Annotated in this window: 10 protein-coding genes; 8 read left to right on the top strand and 2 right to left on the bottom strand. The window is 75.2% G+C overall.

Features of this window, described 5'->3' with window-relative positions:
- Positions 1–75: 75 nt before the first annotated feature.
- From ACWH4W_RS26450 to ACWH4W_RS26440, 3 genes are all read left to right on the top strand, one after another.
- Positions 76–1602 (top strand): hypothetical protein, encoded by a 1527-nt coding sequence (locus ACWH4W_RS26450; RefSeq protein ID WP_473078350.1) that lies wholly within the window; start codon positions 76–78, stop codon positions 1600–1602.
- Positions 1603–1684: 82 nt separating this feature from the next.
- On the top strand, positions 1685–2566 hold the full coding sequence (locus ACWH4W_RS26445; RefSeq protein ID WP_473078349.1) for a hypothetical protein: 882 nt from the start codon (positions 1685–1687) through the stop codon (positions 2564–2566).
- A gap of 33 nt (positions 2567–2599) precedes the next feature.
- Positions 2600–7225 (top strand): coiled-coil domain-containing protein, encoded by a 4626-nt coding sequence (locus ACWH4W_RS26440; RefSeq protein WP_473078348.1) that lies wholly within the window; start codon positions 2600–2602, stop codon positions 7223–7225.
- A 529-nt stretch (positions 7226–7754) separates the two neighbouring features.
- Here ACWH4W_RS26440 and ACWH4W_RS26435 read toward each other — a convergent pair.
- Together ACWH4W_RS26435 and ACWH4W_RS26430 are read right to left on the bottom strand one after the other, a co-directional pair.
- A complete protein-coding gene (locus ACWH4W_RS26435; RefSeq protein ID WP_473078347.1) occupies positions 7755–8549 on the bottom strand; it encodes an IclR family transcriptional regulator in 795 nt (264 codons plus the stop codon).
- Between the two features lie 107 nt (positions 8550–8656).
- Positions 8657–9202, bottom strand: a complete 546-nt coding sequence (locus tag ACWH4W_RS26430; RefSeq protein WP_473079266.1) for a hypothetical protein — start codon at positions 9200–9202, stop codon at positions 8657–8659.
- A 417-nt stretch (positions 9203–9619) separates the two neighbouring features.
- Between ACWH4W_RS26430 and ACWH4W_RS26425 the strand changes: the two genes are divergently transcribed.
- Genes ACWH4W_RS26425 through ACWH4W_RS26405 form a run of 5 tightly spaced genes read left to right on the top strand, consistent with a single transcriptional unit; the run spans position 9620 to position 17722 of the window.
- The gene (locus ACWH4W_RS26425) at positions 9620–12622 is read left to right on the top strand and encodes a sensor histidine kinase (RefSeq protein WP_473078346.1); all 3003 of its coding nucleotides are present in this window, start codon (positions 9620–9622) and stop codon (positions 12620–12622) included.
- Positions 12619–13053: a roadblock/LC7 domain-containing protein gene (locus ACWH4W_RS26420; protein ID WP_473078345.1), complete on the top strand. Its 435-nt coding sequence runs from the start codon at positions 12619–12621 to the stop codon at positions 13051–13053. The genes ACWH4W_RS26425 and ACWH4W_RS26420 overlap by 4 nt, the downstream gene beginning before the upstream one ends.
- Positions 13054–13062: 9 nt before the next feature.
- Positions 13063–13458 (top strand): DUF742 domain-containing protein, encoded by a 396-nt coding sequence (locus ACWH4W_RS26415; RefSeq protein ID WP_473078344.1) that lies wholly within the window; start codon positions 13063–13065, stop codon positions 13456–13458.
- 24 nt (positions 13459–13482) lie between these two features.
- On the top strand, positions 13483–17136 hold the full coding sequence (locus ACWH4W_RS26410) for a hydantoinase B/oxoprolinase family protein (protein ID WP_473078343.1): 3654 nt from the start codon (positions 13483–13485) through the stop codon (positions 17134–17136).
- Positions 17117–17722, top strand: a complete 606-nt coding sequence (locus ACWH4W_RS26405) for a GTP-binding protein (RefSeq protein WP_473078342.1) — start codon at positions 17117–17119, stop codon at positions 17720–17722. Before ACWH4W_RS26410 ends, ACWH4W_RS26405 begins: the two co-directional genes overlap by 20 nt.
- Positions 17723–17730: the final 8 nt, after the last annotated feature.

Genomic DNA, 17730 nt, shown 5'->3' with positions numbered 1-17730 from the left:
GTCCGCCGGCCGCGGGAACGGGACGCTTCCGCCTCGTTTGGGCCGTTGTCGGACCGAGGACCTAGTCTGTGCACCGTGACTTCGCCTGCATCGACGGACAGTGCTCCGCCCCAGCTCAGCGCGGGGCCGCGCCCCGCGTCGGGCCCGGCCGCCGACGAGGGACTGGCGCGGCGGCTGCGCGCGCTCGCGTGCACCGCGCCGCTGCACGACCTCGACGCCCGCAAGGCCAATCTCGCGGGCGAGTACTCGGTGTACGGCATGGCGGAGATCGCCCTCGCCGCCATCGACCTGGTCACGCTCACCATGGACTTCGACACCGGCGCCGACCACGACCAGATCGTCGCCCGGCTCGTCCCCCGCGCCGCCGCGCAGGCCCCCGACCGCCCCGCCGCCGAGCACGAGCGGGTGGCCCGCTGGGTCCTGGAGAACCTGATCAACGTCGGCAGCGTCGACCGCGGCTTCCGCGCCGTGTACGGAGTGTTCGGCCCGGACGGCACGTACGTCCGCCGCGACTACGACTTCAAGCTGATCGAAGAGGTCCCGGGACCCGGCGGCACGGTGTACCTGCGCACCACCGACGAGGCGGTCAACGTGCTGGTCGGCGCCCTCGACACGGACGTCACCAGCGCCCAGATCGCCGCCGAGGTCAAGCTCGAGGTGCTGATCAGCCGGGGCAGGCTCGCCGACGCCCAGCTCGCCGCCGAGCAGGCCCGCTACCGCACGGTGCAGTACTCCGAGACCCTGCGCCGAGCCCTGGAGGCCACCCGGCGCAACGTCCGCGCGGTGGACTGGCTCAGCGCCGTGCCCGACATGATCGCCGAGGCGCTCGAGCACGTCGCCGACCGCTACCGCCACGAGAACGCGATCCTCACCAACATCCGCAAGGCCCGCGACGAGTCCGAGGACCCCGAGCACAAGCGCCGCGCCGCCGAGCTGGTGGACATCGTCAAGGACTGCATCCGCCGCCACACCCAGCTGCAGTCCCGGCTGCTGGAGGCCGGCCCGCTGTTCCGCGCCGAGCAGGACCGGCAGGCCTTCGCCACCCCCGCCGCGGCCGCCGGCACCGACCTCTACGGCCAGCTCCTCGCGCCCCTGCTGCCGCTCCCCGTGGAGCAGGCGTCCCGGGTCACCGACGCGTTCTTCGCCCACGGCACCGGACTGCGCACACCCGTGTCCGTCCGGGTCGCCGACCTCGTCGAGATCCTGCTGACCCCGCCCGTGGAGCGGGAGCACCTCGGTGCCGAGATGCCCGAGCCGGACCTCATCGCCACCCCCGACGACAGCCGCTTCAGCGAGGAGCAGCTCGCGGCCGCCACCGAACTGCTGGACCTCCCGGCCGATGCGCCGCGCCGGCTGTCCGGGCTGCTCGCCGAGGCCCGCCGCAAGGATCCCGAGCTGCCCTACCTGGTCGCCCTGCTGGCGGTCCACGCCGCCAGCCCGCCGTTCGGCACCGCCTACCGTCAGGGGGAGCGGAGCCTGCTGTTCGCCGTGGACGACGGCACCGCGCTCGACGACCCCGAGTTCGGCGGCGCCGACCTCATCGTGGGCACGGCCCTGCTGGACGCGGCGGGCATGGCCGCGGACCGTGCGGAGGCGGTGTGACCGCGACCCGAGCGGCCCGCGGCGACACCCCCCGCACCGAGACCGTCCGCACCGATCCCGCCCGCACCGAGGAGCCCCGACCGTGACCGAGCACGCCGACTGGAGCGAGCCGGAGCCCGTGGCGACGCCGGCGAGCACCGCCGTCACGCCCGCCGACGCCGCCGACGCGGCCCGGCTCGTCGCCTTCGGCCTCCAGCCCAAGCTCCAGCCCGCCCGCGACCAGGAGTACGCCGACCTGCTGCGCCGCTACCGGGAGGACCCGCCGTTCGCGCGGCTCGCCGACGCCGTGGCCACCGGCCTCGGACTCGTCGTGCTGGAGGTGTCCCCGCGCGCCGGCATGGCCGTCACCGCCGCCGAGGACTCCGTCTTCGCCGTCCGCATGGGCGACTACGCGCGCCGCGCCTCCGCCGACGGCGGCGACCGCTTCCTGCACGGACTCGCCCACCTCGCCGTCGCCGCCCTGGCCTTCCCCCGCCCCGAGGACCTCGCCGACGACGGCTACATCGGACGCGTCACGGTCAACGGCGTCGACGCCTTCGTCCGCCAGGCCTGCCACCGCCTGGAGGAGCGGGCCGCCGAACAGGGCGAGAACACCGACCCGGCCACCGACGCCCCCGGACTCGAGGCCGCCTGGCGGATCTGGTCCCGGCGCAGCGCCACCGGCGCCACCAAGGACGCCCGCCGCCTGGCCGGATCCACCACCGGCATCGTCGCCAAGGCCGTCTCCTTCCTCACCGACTCCGGCTTCCTCCAGCGCACCGGCGACGACAACGGCGGCACCTACCGCACCACCGCCCGCTACCAGCTCCAGGTCCGCGACATGGCGGGCAGCGCCGCCATGGCCGAACTGCTCGACCTCGGCGTCGTCCCCGTCACCGACGGCACCCCCACCCTGCTGCCGCCCGAGGACGGCGACGACCTGGACCTGGTCGCCGACGCCGGCCTCCCCTTCCACTCCGCCTGACCCCCACCCCACGAAGCCACACGAGAGTCCGCCATGTACGAGCTGTCCCGGGTCCGCCTCTACTCCATCGGACCGGCGGGCGCACGCTACGCCGACACCGTGCTCGACCTGCGCGGCGTCGGCGCCACCGTGCCGAACCCGGCGCCGACCCAGGCGGAGTTCTTCGCGGACGAGCCCGTCGGCCCGCCCCGCAGGCCCGCGCCCGCCGGCGTGCTCTTCCTGGAGAACGGCGGCGGCAAGTCCGTCCTGCTGAAGCTGATCTTCTCCGTGATGCTCCCCGGGCACCGCAACACCCTCGGCGGCGCCAGCTCCGGCGTGCTGCGCAAGTTCCTGCTCGCCGACGACTGCGGCCACGTGGCCCTCGAATGGCAGCACGTGCAGACCGGCGAGTGCGTCGTCGTCGGCAAGGTCAGCGAATGGCGCGGCCGCCAGGTCTCAGGCGACCCGCGGAAGTTCGCCGAGGCCTGGTACTCCTTCCGCCCCGGTCCCGGCCTCAGCCTGGACAACCTCCCCGTCGCCGAGGCCACGTCCGTGCGCCCACCCGTCGAGGGCCAGTCCGGCGCCCGCGGCCGGCGCCGCACCATGAAGGGCTTCCGTGACGCCCTCACCGAGGCGGGCAAGACCTACCCGCACCTGGAGGTGCACTGGGAGGAGATCCACGAACGCTGGACCGAACACCTCGGCGACCTCGGGCTCGACCCCGAACTCTTCCGCTACCAGCGGGAGATGAACGCCGACGAGGGCGAGGCGGCCGGTCTCTTCGCGGTGAAGAAGGACTCCGACTTCACCGACCTGCTGCTGCGCGCCGTCACCGACACCCGCGACACCGACGGACTCGCCGACCTGGTCAGCGGCTTCGGCAACAAGCTGGGCCGGCGTGCCGAACTCATCGCCGAACGGGACTTCACCGCCGGGTCCGTCGACCTGCTCGGCCGCATCGTCGAGGCCGCCGACGCCCGCACCCGGGCCCGGGAGATCCACGCCTCCGCCGAGCGCCGCACCCGTACCCTCGCCCGCCGGCTCTCCGCGCGGGGCGCCCAGGAGCGGGAGCGCGCGGCCGACCTCGCCCACCGCGTCACCGCCGCCGCGCACGCGGTCGCCCAAGCCGAGACCGCCCGCGGGCACAGCGCCCGTGTCTCCGCCGAACTCGCCTACCGGCACGCCTCGTTGGCGCTCGCCGCCGCCGAGAAGTCCGCCGCCGCCCAGAAGCGCGAACTGGCCGACGCGCGCACCCTGTACTCCGCCTGGCAGGCCGCCGAGTCCGTGCTGCGGCACCGCGCCGCCGCCGACCGGGTGGCGCGGGTGTCCGCCGCGATCCAGGAGGCCGAGCGGGACGCCGCCCCGGCCCTCGCCGCCCGCGCCAAGGCCGCCCTCGACCTGGTCCGCGCCCTGCACGCCGCCGCGCAAAGCGCCGAGAACCGCGCCAACGAGGAGGAGGCGCGCTCCGCCGCGCTCCAGGAGGCCGGCGACGGCGCCCACCGCGACTCCACCGCCGCCGCCACCGAGGCGCAGCGTGCCCGCAGCGAGATCGGCCACCTGCGGCAGCGGCTCGCCGAGGTCGAGCAGGAGACCGCCGAGGCCGTCCGGGCCGGCTGGCTCGACGACAGCGCCCCCGACGCCGACCCGGCCCGCGCCGCCCTCGCGGCCAGCGACGCCGAGAAGACCGCCGTCGCCGCCTGGGACACCGCCCGCGAGACCGCCCGCCGGGCCACCGAACACGCCCGTGAGACGGCCGCCGCCGAGAGCCGCGCGGAACTCACCGCCGCCCGCGCCGCCGACGCGGCCACGGCGGCCGAGCGCGCCCACGAGAGCGAGCGCCGCACCGCCGAGGCCCTCGCCGCCGAACAGCGGCTGGCGGAGCTGCTGAGCCTGCCGGGCGCGTCCGGCCGGCGCCGGACGACCGTGCCGGGTCAGCGCACGGACACCGGCACCGCCGCGAACGGCTCCCGTGAGGGCGGGCTGAGCGCGGAGGAACTCGACCGGTTCGCCGACGAGCTGCGCGAACTGCTCGACGACGCCGTCTCCTCGGCGGAGCGGCAGCTCTTCGAGCTGCGCACCGCCGCCGCCGACGACGCCCGCATCCTCGGCGCCCTCGGCGACGGCGGACTGCTGCCGCCCGGCCCCGACGTCCTGGCCACCGTCGAGTTCCTCGGCGAGCACGGCATCCCCGCCCTCCCCGGGTGGCGCTACCTCGCCCAGGCCGTCGACCCCGCCGACCACGCGCGCGTGCTGGCGGCCCGCCCCGAACTCGTCGACGGCGTCGTCATCACCGACCCCGACTCCCACGTCCGCGCCCGCGAGGCGCTCGGCGACGCCGCGCTGCTGCCCCGGTCCGCCGTCGCCGTCGGCACCGCCGCCGCCCTGCTCGCGCCCACGCCCGCGTCCGGCTCCGGCGACGTGTTCCTCGTACCGCCGAACCCGGCCATGCACGACGAGCACGCCGCCGACGAGGAGCGGCAGGCGCTGCGCGCCCGCGCCGCCGAGCGGGACGAGGAGATCCGGACGCTCGCCGCCCGGCTCGGCAAGGACCGCGAACTCGCCGCCCGGCTCGCCTCCTGGCGCACCGGCTGCCCGGCCGGACGCCTCGCCGAGCTGGCCGCCACGGCCGAGCAGGCACGGACCTTCGCCGAGGAGGCCGAGGCCGAACTCGCGGAGGCGCGCAGCCTCCGGGCGGAGGCCGAGGAAGCGGCCGCCGAGGCGGTCCGGGTCCGGGACGAACGGCAGGAGGCCGCCCAGAAGGCCCGGCGCGCCGCCGACGCCCTCGCCGGACTCGCCTTCCGGCTGCGCGAACGCGCCGGATGGCAGGCCAAGGTGCGCGAACTGGCCGACGACGCCGCCGAGGCGGAGGCCCGCGCCCAGTCCTGCCTGGAGCGGGCCCGCGCCGCGGACGAGGACCGGCGCGCCGCCCAGCGCGCCGCCGACGACGCCCGGCGCACCGCCCGCGCCCTGCGCGCCGAGCGCGCCGAGGTCGCCGGCGCCCCCGACGACCTGCCCGAGGACGGCGACGGCGCCCCGCGGGCGTCCCTGCCCGCCCTGCGGGAGGCCTACCGTGCCGCGTCCCAGGTGTACGAGAAGGTCGGCGTCGGCGCCGACCTGCGCGCCGAGCAGGCCCGCGCGGAGAGCGACGAGAGCGCCGCACGCGCCGAGCTGGACCGGCTCAGCAACAAGGTCCGCACCCGCGCCGAGCAGCTGCTGGAGTCGCCCGACGGGGCCGACGGCCCCAGCCGGCAGGCCGCCGCGGCCCGCGCCGAGGAACTGGTGCAGCTGCTGGAGACCCGCATGTCCGGCGCGAGCGAGCAGCTCGGCCGGCTCCGCGGCGAGACCGAGCGGCTCGCCCCGGCGGACGGTGAGGCGCACACCGAGCTGCCCGAGGAACTGGTCCCGCGCGACGCCGAGCACGCCCAGGCCCTCCTGCGCACCGCCGCCGCCGAACTCGCCGCCTGCGAGGAACAGCTGGGCCAGGCTCAGGAGGCGCACGCCGAACTCCTCGCCGCCCACCGGGCCGCCGAGGACGCGGCCGGCGGCTTCGACGAGATCGCCGCCATGCTCCGCGACCTGCTGCGCGAGCACGCCGCCGAGGAGGAGCAGGAGCAGCCCGAGCCCTACCCCGGCGGTCTCGACGACGCCCGGCGGTCCGCCGCCGAGGCACGCCGCTCGCTGCGGGGCTGCGCCGCCGACCTGTCCGCCGCCGAGGCCGCGGTGCGCGAGGCCGGCGACGTGCTGGTGCGGCACGCCAACTCCACCCGGTACGAACAGGTCCGCACCCCGGCCCGCCAGCAGATCCGCGAACTGCCCGCCTCCGCGCTGCCGGAGCACGCCAAGAAGTGGGCCGACGCCTTCGCCCCCCGGCTGCGGGTGCTCACCGACGAGCTGGAGCAGCTGGAGCGCAACCGCGACTCGATCGTGGACCGGCTGCGCGGCCTGGTCGAGTCCGCCCTCGCCACCCTCCGCTCGGCCCAGCGGCTGTCCCGGCTGCCGGAGGGCCTGGGGGAGTGGTCCGGGCAGGAGTTCCTGCGCATCCGCTTCGAGGAACCCGACCAGGCCACCCTCACCGAGCGCCTCGGCGAGGTCATCGACGAGGCCACCCGGGCGGCCGTCAAGAAGAACTCCGACCTGCGGCGGGACGGCATGTCCCTGCTCCTGCGCGGGGTCGCCGCGGCCCTGCGGCCCAAGGGCGTCGCCGTGGAGATCCTCAAGCCCGACGCGGTGCTGCGCGCCGAGCGGGTGCCGGTCGGGCAGATGGGCGACGTCTTCTCCGGCGGGCAGCTTCTCACCGCGGCCATCGCCCTGTACTGCACGATGGCCGCGCTGCGCTCGAACGACCGGGGCCGCGACAAGCACCGGCACGCGGGGACGCTGTTCCTCGACAACCCCATCGGCCGGGCCAACGCCACCTATCTGCTGGAGCTCCAGCGGGCGGTCGCCGACGCGCTCGGCGTCCAGCTGCTGTACACCACCGGCCTGTTCGACACCACGGCCCTGGCCGAGTTCCCGCTGGTCATCCGCCTCCGCAACGACGCCGACCTGAGGGCGGGCCTGAAGTACATCCGCGTGGAGGAACACCTCCGCCCCGGTCTCCCCCAGCCGGACCCGGGCCAGGAGACCCACAGCGAGATCACCGCCACCCGCATGTTCAAACGGCCGGCCGCGACGACCTGAGCGGCGTCCGCGAAGCACCACGCGGCGCCGTGACCGCCGGTCGCTTCGGCTGTGCGGCCGGGGCCGCCACGCCCGGCCGCGCGCCGGGTGCCGCGCCCCGGTGCCGGGCGGTCGCGTTGGCGTGCCCGGGCGGTCTGCGCGTGGGACGACGGGAGGACTTCCCGGGTGCGTCGGAAGGCTCACGCCCGAGGCAGGTCACTCCGCCCGCCTACGGTCCGTCATGCGCCGGGTGCCGCGCCCCGGTGCCGGGCGGTCGCGTTGGCGTGCCCGGGCGGTCTGCGCGTGGGACGACGAGGAGGCTTCCCGAGCGCGCCGGACGGTCCGTGCTTGAGTGGGCCGCTCGCCCGCCCCGACCGCCCGTCACGCGGCCCCCGGCGGCATGACCCTCGACGCCGTGGTCCCCGACGCGGCGAGCCTCACGGACCACGCCGTGCCGCCCAAGCGCGTGACCTGCCGAGCCGGTCCGCCCCGCCCGGGTGCCCGGTGGCGCGGGGCGCCGACCGTCCGCCGCCCTCGCCGCGGGCGGTGCCTAGAAGCCGTACCCCATCCGCCGTGACAGCTCCTCCGCTGCGGCCGCGGTCCTGGCGCCCAGTCGGGGCAGGCGATCCGGCGTCATCCGGAAGACCGGGCCCGAGACGCTGATCGCGGCGATCACCGCGCCGTCGTGCGCGTGGACCGGTGCCGCGACGGCGACGAGTCCCCGTTCGAGCTCCTCGCGCGTCGCCGCGTACCCCTGCTCCGGCACCCGCTCCAGCTCGTCGCGCAGCACGGACGCCTCCGTGACGGTGTGCTCCGTGAACCGGCGCAGCGGGCGGGCCAGATGGTCCTCGCGGAGCGCGGGCGCCATGTGGGCCAGGAACACCTTGCCGCTGGACGTCGCATGCAGCGCTGTGCGCCGGCCCAGCCAGTCCTGCGCGGTCACCGCGGCCGTACCGCGCGCCTGCATGATGTTGACGGCGGCGTCCTCGTCCAGCACCGCGGTGTTCACCGTCTCGCCCAGCTCGTCGGCGAGGTCCCGGCACACCGGGACGGCCTCCTGCGAGACGTCCAGCCGCACGGCCGCCGCGCCCGCGAGACGCAGCACACCGGCCCCGAGGTGGTACTTGCCCCGGTCGCCGGCCTGCGCGACCAGACCGCGGTTCTCCAGAACGCCCAGCAGCCGGAACGCGGTGGAGCGGTGCACGCCCAGCTCGTCGGCGATCTCCGTGACCCCGGCCTCGCCGCGCCGGGCGAGGATCTCCAGCACGCTCACCGCCCGGTCCACGGACTGCACGGCGCCGCTCGCGCTCTTCCCCCGCTCTCCGGGCCGTCCCGCACCGGTCATGGCCGGCCCCCATCCCTTCGAACGCCCGGTGCGCGCCGCCCGCCGGGCCGTCGCGCACCGCACTCACCTGCGCGTCATACGGAACGCCACCCTACCGACGACGCGTCCTACGGGTGTGACAGCTGCCCGGTGCCGCCCCGCCGGCGTATGCGGGTCTGCTCCCGCTCGGCGGCCCGCTGCCGACGGCGGGCCTGCCGCCGCTCGCGGCGCAGCGCCCGGGCCGTGCTGCTGGGCGTGGACACCACGCCGTGCCGCTGGTTCCACACCTGGCGGGTCACCCACACGTCGAGCACCGCCCAGGTGGCCGCGATCGTGCTGACCACGCTGCTGATGACCATCGGGAAGGCGAGCCAGGATCCGGCCAGCGTGCACAGCAGGGCCACCATGGCCTGGATCAGTGTCACCGCGATGACGAGCACCGATCGCACCGCGGCCGTCCGCACCGGATCGGGCATGCGGCGCCGCTTGGCCGGCTCCTCCACCCACAGCGGCCGGTGGGCCGGCCGGTCCTCGGCCGCTTCCCGGACGGGCCCGCCGTCCGCCCGTCGCCCGGCCGCGTCCGTCACACGCTCCGCCGCCGCGGCGCCCCGCCGCGTCACATCCCGCGCCGCAGTGCCGTCCTCGGACGTCCCGCGCCGCTCCGCCGTGCCCATCACCGTGTCACTCCCCACCGCCGCCAGCCCGCTGCCCATGTCCGAAGACCCGGCTCCCCATTGGCTGCCCGGCTTGCGCTGTTTTACGCCGCCCGGATGCGGGACACGGCTCCTGTGGCTGATTCCGCCCCCATGTCCCACAGGTAAGGACGCGCGGAGCATCGTGAAGATTCCCGGTCGGGAAAGTTTTCGGCCAACAGCCGTCCGCGACCCGGGGGAAGGGCCGGGAAACCCGACCCGGACTCCGGGAGGCGATCTCCCGCAATCGGCGGACAACTCCGCCTGTACCGACCGCCTGCCGGAACCCAACCCTCCGGCCGGGTCTTCGAGTTGACCCCGATGCGGTAGTAGGCTCGCGCCGTTTGTTGACGCACATGCGTGCCCCCGGCCACCCGGGGGGCCGAGCTGGGGGAGGCCATGCGCTTTCGCGGGAAGTCCATCCGCCGGAAGATCGTGGCGCTGCTTCTCGTGCCGTTGGTGTCCCTGACCACGCTCTGGGTCTTCACCACGGTGATCACGAGCCGCGAGGCGAGCCGCCTGTTCGACGTGTCGTCCGTGATGGAGGAGGTCGGTTACCCGGTCGAGGACACCGTCCGCGTCCTCCAGCAGGAGCGCCGGCAGACCCTCGTCCACCTCGCCGACCCCCGTGCCGCCGACGGGCTCTCCGCCCTCGAACGCAGCCGTGCGGCCACCGACAGGGCCGTGGCCGCCGTCCGCAGGAGCGCGTCCGCCGACGGCGTGCGCGAGGCCATGCACGGCGGCTCCGGCAAACTCGACGCCGCCCTCGACTCGTTCGAGGGCATCCAGTCCCTCCGCCGCAGCGTCGACGACGGCACCGTCGACCGCCGCCAGGCCCTCGACCTCTACAACCGCCTCGTCGACCCCTGCTACGTGCTGCTGGCCGACCTGCGCGTGGTCGAGGACGTCGGCCTCGACAAGCAGTACCGCGCCCTGGTGAACCTGGCCCGCGCCCGCGAACTGCTCGCCCGCCAGGACGCCCTGCTCGGCTCCGCCCTGGTCGTCGGCGAGCTGGCCCCCACCGAGGTGCGGGACGTCTCCGACCTGATGGCCCAGCGCACCCTGCTGTACGAGTCGGCGCTGCCGCAGCTCCCCGCGGACGAGCGCGAGCGTTACGAGACGTTCTGGTCGAACGCCGCCACCGCCCCGCTGCGGGTCGGCGAGCAGGCAGCCGTCTTCGCCGAGGACGGCAAGCCCCGCGGGGTCACCGCCAGGACCTGGGACACCGCCGCCGGGGAGGTGCTGGAGGAACTCGCCACCCTCAACGACCAGGCCACCGACCGCTACCAGGAGCGGGTGCGGCCCGTCGCCATGGGCGTCATCGCCAAGGCCGTCGCCGCCGGTGTGCTCGGCCTGGCCGCCCTGCTCGTCTCCCTGTTCCTCTCCGTGCGCGTGGGCCGCAGGCTCATCCGCGACCTCAGGCAACTGCGCCTGGAGGCCCACGAGGCGTCCGGGGTGCGGCTGCCCAGCGTCATGAGCCGTCTCTCGGCCGGCGAACAGGTCGACGTCGAGACCGAGGTCCCGCGCCTGGAGTACGACAAGAACGAGATCGGCGAGGTCGGCCAGGCCCTCAACACCCTGCAGCGCGCCGCCGTCGAGGCCGCGGTCAAGCAGGCCGAACTGCGGGCCGGCGTCTCCGAGGTCTTCGTCAACCTCGCCCGCCGCAGCCAGGTGCTGCTGCACAAACAGCTCACCCTGCTCGACGCGATGGAGCGCCGGACGGACGACACCGAGGAACTCGCCGACCTGTTCCGGCTGGACCACCTGACCACCCGCATGCGCCGGCACGCCGAGGGCCTGGTCATCCTGTCCGGCGCCGCACCCTCCCGCCAGTGGCGCAAGCCCGTGCAGCTCATGGACGTCGTCCGCGCCGCCGTCGCCGAGGTCGAGGACTACGAGCGCATCGAGGTCCGGCGGCTGCCCCGGGTCGCCGTCACCGGACCGGCCGTCGCCGACCTCACCCACCTGGTGGCCGAACTCCTGGAGAACGCCACGGTGTTCTCCCCGCCGCACACCGCCGTCCAGGTCGTCGGCGAACGCGTCGGCAACGGCTTCACCCTGGAGATCCACGACCGGGGCCTCGGCATGGCCGCCGACGCGCTGCTCGACGCCAACCTCCGGCTCGCGGAGACGCCGGAGTTCGAGCTGTCCGACACCGACCGGCTCGGCCTGTTCGTGGTCAGCCGGCTCGCCCGGCGCCAGAACGTCCGCGTCTCCCTCCAGCCCTCCCCGTACGGCGGCACCACGGCCGTCGTGTTCATCCCCGACGCGCTGCTCACCGACGACGTGCCCGACACCAACGGCGTCGGGTTCCGCCTCGACCGCCCCCGCCGTACGGAGAAGGAACCGGCCGACAGCCGCCGCGCCACGCTCTCCCAGGTGCCCGCGGCCCTGCCCGGACTGCCCGCCTCCGTGCTGGACGGACCGGTCGAACTGGAGGCGCCCGTCGACCTGGACGCCCTCGACGGCTTCCCCGCCCCGGACGACGGGGACCGCGCGCACGGCGGTCTGTTCCGGTCCCGCCGCTCCCGCGCCGACGCCGAGCGCCCCGGCCGCGACACCCCCGGCCGCGACACCCCCGGACACGACACCGCGCGGCACGACACCGCCCCGGACGACCGGGACGGGACGGCCGGCGGGCGGGGGAGCGGACCCGTGCCGCTCACCCGCCGGGCCACCCCCAAGCTGGTCAGCTCCCACGGTCGCCCGGTCCGCGACCCGCGGGCCCTGGAGGACCGGACGGACGGCGACACCGCGGCCCCGCACACCCGCCCCGACGCGGCCGAGCCCCCGCCGCTGCCCTCCCGGCGCCGCGGCGACACCGGCCGCCGGGCCATCGGCCGGGCCGGCGCGGAACCCGTGCCGGAGCTTCCCGCGCGTGACCCGGAGCAGCCGGGCACGGAGACACCGCCGCCCCTGCCCGCCCGCCGGCGCGCCACCGGCTCCGCCCGGCCCGGCACCGCCACCGGCACGGGGAAGCGCGACGACACCCCCGCGCCCGCCGGTCCCGCACCCACCGGCCCCTCCCGCCGCCCCGCGGCCACCGGCGGCGGCCCCGACGACTTTCCTCCGGTCATCAGTGACGCGTACACCGGCACACCGCGACCCGACGGCACACCACAGCCCGACGGCACACCGCAGCCCGACGGCACACCGCAGCCCGACGGCGCGGAACTGCCCCGGCGCGTGCGGCAGGCCAGCCTGGCACCGCAGCTCAAGCGCGACGTCGCGGCCCGGAAGACCGACCGGGCCCGGCCCGTCGAACGGGACGCGGACGAAGTGCGCAGCCGTATGGCCTCGCTCCAGCGCGGCTGGCAGCGCGGCCGGGAGGAGAACGCCGCGGGCGACGACGCCGACAGCGGCACAGCACCACGACGAAGGACTAAGGGGGACGGTCGATGACCGAACCGAGCGCCACCGGCCACATCGCGAACGACAAGGGAGAGCTGAACTGGCTCCTCGACGACCTGGTGGACCGCGTCGCCAGCATCCGCAAGGCGATCGTGCTCTCCGGCGACGGCCTGCCCACAGGGGCGTCCAAGGACCTCACCCGGGAGGACAGCGAACATCTGGCCGCCGTAGCCTCCGGCTTCCACAGCCTCGCCAAGGGCGTGGGCCGCCACTTCGAGGCCGGTGAGGTCCGCCAGACCGTCGTCGAGCTCGACGAGGCGTTCCTGTTCGTCACCGCCGCAGGGGACGGCAGCTGCCTCGCCGTCCTCGCCGACGCCGACTCCGACGTCGGCCAGGTGGCCTACGAGATGACCCTCCTGGTGAAGCGGGTCGGCGCACACCTGGGCGCCGCGCCACGCACCGATCTGCCCCCGAGCGGGTAGTGAACCGGCATGAGCGCTCACGGTCAGGGGAGAAGCCACTGGTTCGACGACGAGGCCGGACCGGTCGTCCGTCCGTACGCCATGACGCGGGGCCGCACCACCAGTGCGGCCCAGCACCGCCTCGACCTGATCGCCGTGGTCGTCGCGGAGCCGCACGCGGACGACCCGGAGGACGACCCCACCCTCTCCCCGGAACACGTCGACATCGTCGGACTGTGCCGCGAGATCCCCCAGACGGTCGCCGAACTCGCCGCGGGGCTCGACCTGCCGGTGGGCGTGGTCCGGGTCCTCGTCGGTGATCTCGTGGACGCGGAACTCGTCCATGTGAACCGGCCCGTCCCCCCGGCCGAGCTGCCGGACGAGAGTATTCTGCGCGACGTGATCAACGGCCTCCGGGCGCTGTGACCGGCGCGGAAGCGGGGTAGTGGCGTGACAGGCTGGCAGTTCTGGGTCGACCGAGGCGGCACCTTCACCGACATCGTCGCGCGCCGCCCCGACGGCCGGCTGCTCACCCGCAAGGTCCTCTCCGACGCCCCGGACCCGGGCCGCTCGGGCCCGTCCGGCGCCGACGCGGCGGTGGCCGGCGTCCGCGCGCTGCTGAACGGCTCCGGCGACCCCGTCGACGTCGTCCGCATGGGGACCACCGTCGCCACCAACGCCCTCCTCGAACGCAAGGGCGAGCGCACCCTGCTGGTCGTCACCCGCGGCTTCCGCGACGCCCTGCGCATCGCCTACCAGAACCGCCCGCACATCTTCGCGCGCCGCATCGACCTGCCGGCACCGCTCCACGAGCGGGTCGTCGAGGTGGACGAACGCGTCGCGGCCGACGGCACCGTGCTGCGCGCCCCCGACCTCGACGCCCTCACCGGTCCGCTGCGGCAGGCGTACGACGACGGGATCCGGGCCGTCGCCGTGGTCTGCCTGCACAGCGACCGCCATCCCGCCCACGAACAGGCCGTCGGGGAGCTCGCCGCCCGCATCGGCTTCCCCCAGATCTCGCTGTCCAGCGAGGTCAGCCCGCTGATGAAGCTGGTGCCGCGCGGGGACACCGCCGTCGTCGACGCGTACCTCTCACCCGTGCTGCGCCGCCATGTGCGCCAGGTCGCCGACGCGCTCGACGGCGTACGGCTGATGTTCATGCAGTCCAACGGCGGGCTCACCGAGGCCCGGCAGTTCCGCGGCAAGGACGCGATCCTGTCCGGGCCCGCCGGCGGGATCGTGGGCATGGCCCGCATGTCGCGGCTCGCCGGCTTCGACCGGGTCATCGGCTTCGACATGGGCGGCACCTCCACCGACGTGTCCCACTTCGCCGGCGAGTACGAGCGCGTCTTCACCACCCGGATCGCGGGGGTCCGGCTGCGCGCGCCGATGCTCGACATCCACACCGTCGCCGCGGGCGGCGGCTCGGTGCTGCGCTTCGACGGCTCCCGCTACCGCGTCGGCCCCGACTCGGCGGGAGCGGACCCCGGCCCCGCCTGCTACCGGCGCGGCGGCCCGCTCGCCGTCACCGACGCCAACGTCATGCTGGGCCGCGTCCAGCCGGCCCACTTCCCGGCCGTGTTCGGCCCCGGCGGCGACCGGCCGCTCGACGCGGACGTGGTCCGCGAACGCTTCACCGCCCTCGCCCGCGAGATCCACGAGAGCACCGGCGACGACCGCACCCCCGAACAGGTCGCCGAGGGCTATCTCCGGATCGCCGTCGCCCATGTCGCGGCCGCGGTCAAGCGGATCTCCGTGCAGAAGGGCCACGACATCACCCGGTACGCCCTCACCGCCTTCGGCGGGGCGGGCGGCCAGCACGCCTGCATGGTCGCCGACTCCCTCGGCATCCGCACCGTCCTCGTGCCGCCCATGGCGGGCGTGCTGTCCGCGCTCGGCATCGGCCTCGCCGACACCACCGCCATGCGGGAACGCTCCGTCGAGGCCCCGCTGGAGCCCGCCGCCATGCCCGGCGTCCACGGGACCGCCGACGAGCTGGAGGCGGCAGCCCGCGCCGAGCTCCTCGCCGAGGACGTCCCCGAGGAACGCGTCGAGGTCACCCGCCGGGCCCAGCTCCGCTACGACGGCACCGACACCACCCTCACCGTCGGGCTCACCGAGCCCGACACCATGCGGCGCGCCTTCGAGGACCGGCACCGCGCCACCTACTCCTTCACCCTCGACCGCCTGATCGTCGTCGAGGCCCTCTCCGTCGAAGCCACCGGCACCACCGAACCCCCCGATCTCTCCGCCCTGGCCACCTGGTCGGGGCGGCCCGCCGCGCCCGTCACCGTCCGCCTCCACACCGGTGGCGCCTGGTGCGACGTGCCCCTCCACCGCCGCGAGGACCTCCCTCCCGGCGAGACCGTCACCGGCCCCGCGATCATCGCCGAGGACGGCTCCACCACCGTCGTCGACGACGGCTGGCGGGCCGCGACCACCGACGACGGGCATCTGGTCATGGAACGCGTCGCGATCACGGAGAGTTCCGGCGTCGGCACGGAGGCCGACCCGGTCATGCTCGAGATCTTCCACAACCTCTTCATGTCCATCGCCGAACAGATGGGCGCCCGTCTGGAGGCCACCGCCCAGTCCGTCAACATCAAGGAACGCCTGGACTTCTCCTGCGCCCTCTTCGACCCCGACGGGAACCTGGTGGCCAACGCCCCGCACATCCCCGTCCACCTGGGCTCGATGGGCACCAGCGTCAAGGAGGTCGTCCGGCGGCGCGGCTCCGCCATGCGCCCCGGCGACACCTACGCCGTGAACGACCCGTACCACGGCGGCACCCACCTGCCCGACGTCACCGTCATCACCCCCGTCTTCGGCTCCGCACCCGGGAACGGCACGCGGCGGGGCCCCGAGGTCCTCTTCCACGTCGCCTCCCGCGGCCACCACGCCGAGATCGGCGGCATCGCCCCCGGCTCCATGCCCGCGCACAGCCGCACCATCGACGAGGAGGGCGTCCTCTTCGACAACTGGCTGCTCACCGAGAACGGCCGGTTCCGCGAGGAGGAGACCCTCCGCCTGCTCACCGGGGCGCCCCACCCCTCCCGCGATCCGGCGACCAACCTCGCCGACCTGCGCGCCCAGATCGCCGCCAACCACAAGGGGGTCGAAGAGGTCGGCCGCATGATCGACGCCTACGGCCTCGACGTCGTCCAGGCCTACATGCGGCACGTGCAGGACAACGCCGAGGAGGCGGTGCGCCGCGTCATCGACGCCCTGGACGACGGCGCGTACGCCTACGAGACCGACTCGGGCGCCGTCCTGCGCGTCACGGTGAGCGTGGACCGTGCCGACCGCTCCGCGACCGTCGACTTCACCGGCACGTCCCCCCAGCTCGCCACCAACTTCAACGCACCCTCCTCCGTCGTCGACGCGGCCGTCCTGTACGTCTTCCGCACCCTGGTCGCCGACGACATCCCGCTCAACGACGGCTGTCTGCGCCCGTTGCGCATCGTCGTCCCGCCCCGCTCCATGCTGGCGCCCGAACCCCCGGCCGCCGTCGTCGCGGGCAACGTCGAGACCTCACAGGCCGTCACTGGCGCCCTCTACGCGGCGCTCGGCGTCCAGGCCGAGGGATCCGGCACCATGAACAACGTCACCTTCGGCAACGCCCGCCACCAGTACTACGAAACCGTGGCGTCCGGCTCCGGCGCCGGCCACGGCCACCCCGGAGCCCCCGTCGTCCAGACCCACATGACCAATTCCCGGCTCACCGACCCGGAGATCCTGGAGTGGCGGCTGCCGGTCCGGCTCGAGGAGTTCGCGGTGCGCCGGGGCAGCGGCGGCGCCGGACGGTGGCGCGGCGGTGACGGAGCCGTCCGCCGCATCCGCTTCCTGGAGCCCATGACGGTCTCCACGCTGTCCCAGCACCGCCGGGTGCCGCCCTACGGCATGGCCGGCGGGGCCCCCGGCGCGACGGGCGCCAACCGGATCGAGCGGGCCGACGGCACGGTCACCCCGCTCGTCGGCAGCGACTCGGCGGACGTCGCCCCCGGCGACGTCCTCGTCATCGAAACCCCCGGCGGCGGGGGATACGGCCCGCCGCCCGACCCTCGTCGAGCAGGAGAAGGAACCGATGATCCTCGGGCGATCTGAGCGCGGCAGGCCCCCGGTCGAGCCCGTCACGCTCAAAATCCTGGTGGCCGGCGGATTCGGCGTGGGCAAGACCACGCTCGTCGGCGCGGTCAGCGAGATCCGGCCGCTGCGCACCGAGGAGCTCCTCACCGAGGCCGGGCGGCCCGTCGACGACACCAGCGGTGTCGAGGCGAAGAGCACCACCACCGTGGCCATGGACTTCGGCCGCATCACCCTGCGCGAGGACCTGGTGCTGTACCTCTTCGGCACCCCCGGTCAGGAACGCTTCTGGTTCATGTGGGACGAGCTGTCCGAGGGTGCGCTCGGCGCGGTCGTCCTCGCCGACACCCGGCGCCTCGAGGACTGCTTCGCCGCCGTCGACTACTTCGAGCGGCGGTCCATACCGTTCCTGGTAGGCGTCAACTGCTTCGAGGGTGCCGCCCGTTACCCGGAGGACGCGGTACGGCGGGCCCTCGACCTCGACGACGGGGTGCCGCTGGTGCTGTGCGACGCGCGGGACCGCGAGTCGGTCAAGGAGGTCCTGGTCGGCGTCGTCCAGCACGCCATGACCCGGGCCGCCGAGCGGCGCCGCGCGGTCGCCACCTGACACGGCCG

Source organism: Streptomyces sp. DSM 120436 (genome assembly GCF_055778765.1).
The sequence above is the reverse complement of the archived record's forward strand: the minus strand, read 5'-3'. Positions and strand labels throughout refer to the sequence as shown.

Coding starts and splice junctions, on each gene's coding strand:
- ACWH4W_RS26440 (WP_473078348.1), top strand. CDS start 2,600: ATGTACGAGCTGTCCCGGGTCCGCCTCTACTCCATCGGACCGGCGGGC.
- ACWH4W_RS26435 (WP_473078347.1), bottom strand. CDS start 8,549: ATGACCGGTGCGGGACGGCCCGGAGAGCGGGGGAAGAGCGCGAGCGGC.
- ACWH4W_RS26430 (WP_473079266.1), bottom strand. CDS start 9,202: ATGGGCACGGCGGAGCGGCGCGGGACGTCCGAGGACGGCACTGCGGCG.
- ACWH4W_RS26425 (WP_473078346.1), top strand. CDS start 9,620: ATGCGCTTTCGCGGGAAGTCCATCCGCCGGAAGATCGTGGCGCTGCTT.
- ACWH4W_RS26420 (WP_473078345.1), top strand. CDS start 12,619: ATGACCGAACCGAGCGCCACCGGCCACATCGCGAACGACAAGGGAGAG.
- ACWH4W_RS26415 (WP_473078344.1), top strand. CDS start 13,063: ATGAGCGCTCACGGTCAGGGGAGAAGCCACTGGTTCGACGACGAGGCC.
- ACWH4W_RS26405 (WP_473078342.1), top strand. CDS start 17,117: ATGATCCTCGGGCGATCTGAGCGCGGCAGGCCCCCGGTCGAGCCCGTC.